The following is a 6,549-nucleotide window of genomic DNA, read 5'->3' as shown; positions in this document are numbered from 1 at the left end:
GCCGGGTCCCCCGCCCCGGCGCCACCCGGACCGCCGAACCCCGGACCGCCGAGCCCCGGACCCCATGCCGCCGAGCCCCGGACCGGCGGCCACCTGCCCCCGGCCCCCGGCCCCCGCCGGTCACTCCGCGCTGACCACCGCCTTCGCCTCCGGGCCGAGCCGGAGTTCCAGTCCGGCGCGGAGGGGGACGCTCTGGCCCGGGGCCACCTGCTGGGTGGTGCCGTCGGCTCTGCGGGCCGTCCAGGGCTCGGTGGAGCGGTTGGCGAGGCCGTACTTGCCGGGCTTCTGCGGGTGCTCGACGAGTTCCGCGACGAGTGAGGTGTCGTCGTAGCGGTGCCGGGGCGGTTCGGCGCGCAGATGGTGGGCGTACAGCCGGGCGGCGCGGCGCAGCCGGAGGTTGCGTACGACCTTGGGGCGCAGGGTGGTCACCACCAGCCGGGGCGGCAGGATGAGGGTGCGGCGGCAGGACCAGCAGGTGCCCGGGGTGACGGACTCGGGTTCGGTCATGTTCTGCCGCCCGCACTCGGCGCAGACCACGATGGTGTCCCGTACCTCGCTCAGCGCGTGGCGCCACTGGGTCTCGCGGACCCGGCGGGTGCCGTCGTGCAGTCCGTCGGTGAAGTTCTGGGTGAAGAGCTTCCGCAGGATCGGCGGGGCGGCGGCCCAGGTCGCCAGGACCGTGCCCTGTTCGGTGGGGTCGGGGCGGTTCTCGTCGTTGACCGGGTCGAAGACGAAGACCGGGCGCTTCCCGTACAGCCGTTTCTCCGCCGCCTCGTCGAGACAGCGGATCTCCAGTTCGGCCCGCCCCTTGAGGGGGTGATGGTTCATCAGGAGCATGAAGAGCAGCACGGAGAGGGAGTGCAGATCGGTCTGGGTGCCGGGGACCGCGCCGGGGTCGCCGCGCACCAGCTCCGGCGCCATGAACTCCATGGTGCCCGCGATGCCGGTGGAGTCGCCCTCGCTGACCGCGTTGTCGTTGTCGCAGACGAGGACGTCGCCGTTGTCGGGGTCGAAGAAGATGTTGCCCCAGGAGATGTCCCGGTAGGCGATCCCGCGCGAGTGCAGTGACTGATACGCCTCGACCATGTTCAGCCCGGCGGTGATCAGCGCCAGCGGGCTGGTCCGCAGCTGCCGGCGGAAGAGCGCGGGCAGCCCCTTGTACCGCTCGGGCCTGATGTCCATGAGATAGCCGAAGCCGCCGGCCCGGCCGCCGGTCACCAGGGAGCGCGGCCACAGGAACCGGTCGTCGTCGAAGTCCCGGCCCACCAGGCCCTCCACGATGGCGCGCTGCTCGGGTGTGGCACACGCCGGGTAGTACCACTTGAGCGCCTTGTCACCGGTCGGGGTCTTCACCCGGTAGACCTCGCCCTGGCCGCCCGCGCCGAGCATTCCGTCGACCGACACCTCGTCATCGGTGTCCGTGGTGAGCAGGGCGCCGTTGTCCAGCATGCCGGACATCAGTCCTCCGTTCCTTCGGGTACGGCGGCGGGACGCCTCAGGCGTGCCACGACCGCGGTGGTGTCGTCACCGGAGTAGCTGCCCGCGCGGGCCAGCCACTCCGGCAGGGCCTGGCCGATCGGCCCGGGGCCCTCGGCCCCGATCCGCTGGTCGACGTCGCGTACGAACCGTACGAAGCCGTCGCGGGCGGCGAAGCTGTTGGACAGACCGTCCGTGGAGAGCGCGATCAGCCGGGGGGCCCGGCCCGGGGCGCTGACCGGCGCCCAGTGCACACGTACCAGGTCCCACGCCTGGCGGCTGCACATCGACTCCGTCTCGTCGCCGAGTTCGGGCTGGGCGGGGGTGAGGGGCTGGGAGACGGAGCCGTCGGCGTTGACGACCATCAGATCGCCGTCCCCGAGCTGCCAGGCGACCACGAGGCCCTCGGTGAGGACGGCCCCGATCAGCGTGGTGCCGTAGGAGCGCAGCAGCTCGGGCCCGGTGGGCGGTGGCACTCGCGGGTCCGCGCGGTGCCGTTCCACCACCCAGTCCTGCCAGGTGCGGACGACCTCGCGCGGCACCCGGTCGTGGGCGTCGGCCCACAGTTTGCGCAGCCCCGCGTCCCCCGCCTCGCGGACGCGGGCGGCGAACCCGGTGGCGCACTGTTTGAAGACATCGACGGCATAGCGTGCGCCGAGATGGCTGAGCGGGTGGGCGGCGGAGCCGTGGCCGTCGGCGACCGCCAGGACCAGGGCGCCATCGGGGGTGTACTCCGCGTCACTCCAGTCCTGGTTGACGGGTTTGGCGGGTCCCTGGACGCTGCCGTTCAGGATGTCCCAGCAGGGCTCCGGGGGCATGCCGTGGGTCTCTCGGTGCGGCACGCTCACCACACATCGTCGTCATCGTCGTCGTCCAGGGCGGGGGGCGCGTAGGCCGGGGCGAGCTGTTTGACGCCGGGGGCGCTGCCCGCGACGGGCTGGGACGCCGCCTTGACCGCGGCGGTCGACGCCCAGCGGATGGCGGCGGCGAGCTGCTTGGGGCTGTTGGCGTCCAGGACCTGCAGTTCGGGGTTGGCCAGGAACTCCTGGAGCACCCCCCGGTCGGCGTCGGCGCCGATGCCGATGGCGACCCGTACGGCCTTCTTGCCCCAGGGGGTGGAGTCGATGGCCTTGAGACCGTCGCGCCACTCGTCCAGCGGCTGGCCGTCCGAGACGAGCGCGAGGACCGGTTTGAGGGCGCGCTGCGGCATGGGCGGTGTCTCCAGCTCGCGCGCCACGGCGTAGAGGGCGTCACCGAGGTTGGTGCCGCCGTCGACCTGGACGTCCTGCCAGGTGAAGTTCTCCACCGGGGTCGGGTCGGGGACATGCCAGGTGGCGGTGGAGGAGAACGTCAGGACGCGCAGCAGCAACTGGGCGGCCGGGTTGTCGTGGGCCACCGAGCGCATCTCCGGGACGGCCTCGCGGATGGCGTAGTTGAGCTGCCCGATCTTCTCGCCCATCATCGAGTACGAGACATCGAGAATCCAGATGAAATGAACCGGCCGATTCTCCATCGCGCCGCCGGGAATGTCACTCACTCCGTGTCCTCCTCCTTGTCGCTGTTGCCGCTGTTCCTCGTCGGGATGTCACCGGCGCGGTCGCCGGGCACCGCCCCGGCCGTACGGGTGCTGTTCCAGCCGTACGGATGCCGTTCCCGGCCGTACGGGTGCCCTTCCGGCCGTACAGGTACCGCTCGAAGGTCATTCGGGCAGCGCGCTGGTCAGCAGCGCCCCCGCGACGACCACGACGACCAGGGTCGTCAGGACGACCGCCGCTATGAACAGTCCGAGTACGACGCGCCGTGCGCGCGCCGTGTGCTCGGGTACTTCACTCATGGCCCACTCCCCCGGGGGTTTCGCTCTGTGCCGGGGCCCGCAGGGCGCCCGGCCGGTCGGTCATCGCTTCGCCGATTCGCCGGTCAGCAGCGGTTTGACGGGCAGTCCGCTTCTGGACAGCAGCCACAGCACGGGCTCGGCGGCCCGTCTGCTCTCCCCGTCGAGCGCCCCGGCGCCGGTGGCCGCGTGGGCGCTGACCGCCCAGTAGCGGGTGGCGCCGAAGTCGTGTTCCAGACTCTGGACGAGATCGCCGAGCCCGATGGCGGCCAGCCACTCGTCGATCCGGGCGCCGGGCGCGGGGATCGCGTCGAGCTGGTCCAGGACATCGCGTTTGGTGACGACGGTGGCGACGGGTGTCCTGGCCCGGCGTCCCGACATGGCGGCGAACTCGCCCGCGAGCCGGTCGTAGGTGTCCTTGGGGCCCTCCGGCGACGGCCGGGCGTCGACGGCCCGCTGGGCGTCGGCGCCGCCCAGTTCACGGCGGACCTCCGGTTCCGCGAGGACGTCGGCGACGAGGACGACTCCGTCCGTGTGGGCGAGGTACTGCTGTTCCCGTACGACGACGGAGTCACCGAAGGTCTCCCCCATGGGGTCGTACAGATACAGCAGCCGCCGGGTGCGGCCCCGGGTGATCTGGAGCATAAAGGCGCGGGGCTGCTGCGCGGCGGTCCGGTGCACCCAGCCGGTCTGGTCCAACTGGCTGGTGATCCGCTGGAGTTCGTTCTGGTCGTCGGAGGTGGCGTAGGTGACGGAGAGCTGCTCCCGGTCCGACCAGGAGCGCAGACCGGCGATCATCGCGGCCATCAGCATGGTCTTGCCCGACGAGGTGCCGCCGACGATGGGGATGTGCACGATCCGGGTGGTGCCGAGGCCCCGGGGCAGGGCGAGATCGCAGTGCGGGCAGTACGCCGTCAGCCGGTGGCGGCCCGTCAGAAAACTGGTGCGCAGACGGTGTCCGCAGCCGCAGATCCGGCGCAGGACCCCGTAGCGGCCCGCCCGCAGCCGACGGTGGGCGGCCCGGCAGCCGGGGCAGTGGTAGACGGGCAGCTCGATGGGCTGGTAGCAGCCCGGGTAGGGGCACTTCATCCGGATGGACCGGGCCAGCAGTCCGGCCCGGTCCACGGCGCGCAGGGCGATGGCGGACGCGGCGAGGCCCGTGAGCACGGCGCCCAGCAGGGCGCCGAGGATCACCAGCACCAGCAGCAGGAACACCGCGGCGGCGGTCGCGCCCAGGACCGCGCCGATGCCGAAGCCGGGGGCGGTGAGCACCAGCGCGAGTGCGGTGATCAGTCCCTCGCGGGGCACCGCCCGGCCGAGCCCCGCGCGGTTGGTGGCGGACAGCCGGCGGCCCCGCAGCAGATTCCAGGTACCGGTGCCCAGCCAGCGGCCGATCAGCAGCCGCCGCAGGACATCCGCCGCCGCGGGCGCGGAGCCCGCGAGGTCGGTCCACAGCTGGCTCGTCCAGTACGAGGGGTGAGCGGGCTCGCCATTCTTACCGGGGACGGAGACGGAGACGATCCGGGGGTCGCTTCCCCCGGTCCGCCAGGGGCCGAGCCCCCTGCCCATGGCGCCGACGGCGAGACCGGCGGCCGTGGGGAAGCTGTAGAGCGCCATGCCCAGCGCGATCAGCCCGGCGAACGCCAGATAGCCGCCGAGGGCGTAGGTGGTCCAGTTGTTCATCTGCGGCGCTCCTCACCGGGCGGAGACCCGTGTCCCGTATCGGACTGTTTACGGCGGAGCAGTTGCCGGCCGAGGCGGCCGATACGGCCGGGCCGGTTCCACTCCTGGAAGTCGCCGACCCAGCCGCCGCCCGGTTTGGCCAGTTCCCGTACGACATCGGCGACGTACTCCGGCGGCAGTTTGCGCACGACGGGCCGCAGCACATCGGCGAGCAGCGCGGTACGGGTCTCCTCCCAGGCGGGGTTGAGGCCCCGGCCGCTGGACCAGTGGATGAAGCAGGTGGCGATGAAGGGGGGCGAGACGCGGAGCTGGGCGCGGATCGTGTCACCCGCGGCCACGGCCCGGTATCCGCTGAGGAGTTCGGGCTGCTGGGAGTGGGCGAGCTGTTCCAGTTCGCCGGCCGGGGGGTGGGCGGCGAGCAGTGCCCGCGCGACCGCGCGGCCGATCCGCTCGGCGATGGCCTCCTCCAGCGGCTGGGCGGTACGGCAGAGCAGAACGGACCGCTCGGTGAAACCGGGCGCGGCCGTGCCGTCGGCGAGCCGGCCCGCGATGACGAGCAGACCGAGCGCGCTGCGGGTACGCGGGTCGATGGCGCGGGTGGCGTAGCGCAGCAGGTCGTCGGCGAGGGCGGGGGCGTCGGGGTCGTCGGCCGGTGCGGACAGGGCGGCACGGGTGACGGCGGCCTCGATGCCGGAGGGGCCGAGCCAGTCCCGGGGCAGCTCATTGATCAGCAGCCGGCCGTCGCCGGGGGTGAGGGTACGGTCGCCCCAGACGAGCCGGTGGGCCGTACGCAGGACGGTGGCGCGGCCCTTGTGTCCGGGTCCGGCCGCCGCGACCAGGGCGTGGAAGGCGCCGACCGGGTCCTCTCCGGCCGGGCGGTGCGCGGCGGCCTCGCCCATGCGCAGATGGGGCGCGGCGGTGAGATCCGCGTCGGGGACGGCGATCCGGACGACGGCGGCGAGCCGGACCGCGTCACTGTCACCGCCGCTGGTGGTACCGCTGGTGGTGCCCGCGCCTCTGCCGGTGCCCGTGTCGGTGTCGGTGTCGGTGTCGGTGCCTCTGCCGGTTCCTCCGCCTGCGCCGTTCGACGTGTCCGCTTCGGTGTCCGGGGCCGCGGCGGCGAGGTCGAGCGCGCTGACGACGGCTGCACGGATGGCGGGGTGTCTGCCCAGCACGGCCGAGAGGGCCGCCGGGACCCCGGCGGTGTCCCCGCCGCGCCCGGGGGCGGTGTTCAGCAGGGCGGCCGAGGCGCGTTCGGCCAGGACGGGCAGGACGCCCGTGGTGTCGACGGACAGTTCGTCGGCGAGGTCGAGCAGGGCGAGCACCAGGTCCAGCGGCGCCCGGCCCGCGGTGGCGAGAGCGGCGAGGAGTTCCTCCGTGAGCAGCTCGATCGCGGGGTGTCCGGCGATCCTGGCGAGCTGGTCGGCGATCGGGGCGAGGGCGAGCCACTCACCGGGGGTGCGGGGGTCGTCGCCGCCCTCGGCGAGGGTGACGAGCAGCGGACCCCAGAAGTCGGCGGCGCGTCCCCGGCCGTGGCGCTGGGCCCCGCGGGCCGCCGC

The 6,549-nt window shown here is 73.3% G+C and carries 6 protein-coding genes; all 6 read right to left on the bottom strand.

Annotated features, from left to right (window positions below):
• Positions 1-120: 120 nt before the first annotated feature.
• Positions 121-1,458 carry a protein kinase domain-containing protein gene (locus ACWF94_RS29425; RefSeq protein WP_453495048.1) on the bottom strand — a complete coding sequence of 446 codons (1,338 nt, stop codon included), beginning with the start codon at positions 1,456-1,458 and terminating at the stop codon, positions 121-123.
• Positions 1,458-2,324 (bottom strand): PP2C family serine/threonine-protein phosphatase, encoded by an 867-nt coding sequence (locus ACWF94_RS29420; protein WP_453495045.1) that lies wholly within the window; start codon positions 2,322-2,324, stop codon positions 1,458-1,460. Before ACWF94_RS29420 ends, ACWF94_RS29425 begins: the two co-directional genes overlap by 1 nt.
• Entirely contained in the window at positions 2,321-2,989 is a 669-nt protein-coding gene (locus tag ACWF94_RS29415; protein ID WP_453495051.1) for a vWA domain-containing protein, read from the bottom strand. Before ACWF94_RS29415 ends, ACWF94_RS29420 begins: the two co-directional genes overlap by 4 nt.
• A 186-nt stretch (positions 2,990-3,175) precedes the next feature.
• Positions 3,176-3,310, bottom strand: a complete 135-nt coding sequence (locus tag ACWF94_RS29410) for a hypothetical protein (RefSeq protein ID WP_453495042.1) — start codon at positions 3,308-3,310, stop codon at positions 3,176-3,178.
• Between the two features lie 60 nt (positions 3,311-3,370).
• Positions 3,371-4,990 (bottom strand): TRAFAC clade GTPase domain-containing protein, encoded by a 1,620-nt coding sequence (locus ACWF94_RS29405; RefSeq protein WP_453495040.1) that lies wholly within the window; start codon positions 4,988-4,990, stop codon positions 3,371-3,373.
• A partial coding sequence (locus ACWF94_RS29400; protein WP_453495037.1) for a GTPase-associated protein 1-related protein occupies positions 4,987-6,549 on the bottom strand: 1,563 nt, incomplete at its 5' end. The genes ACWF94_RS29405 and ACWF94_RS29400, both read right to left, overlap by 4 nt.

Source organism: Streptomyces sp. NPDC055078 (assembly GCF_053607985.1).
This window is presented reverse-complemented; position numbering and strand designations above follow the sequence as displayed.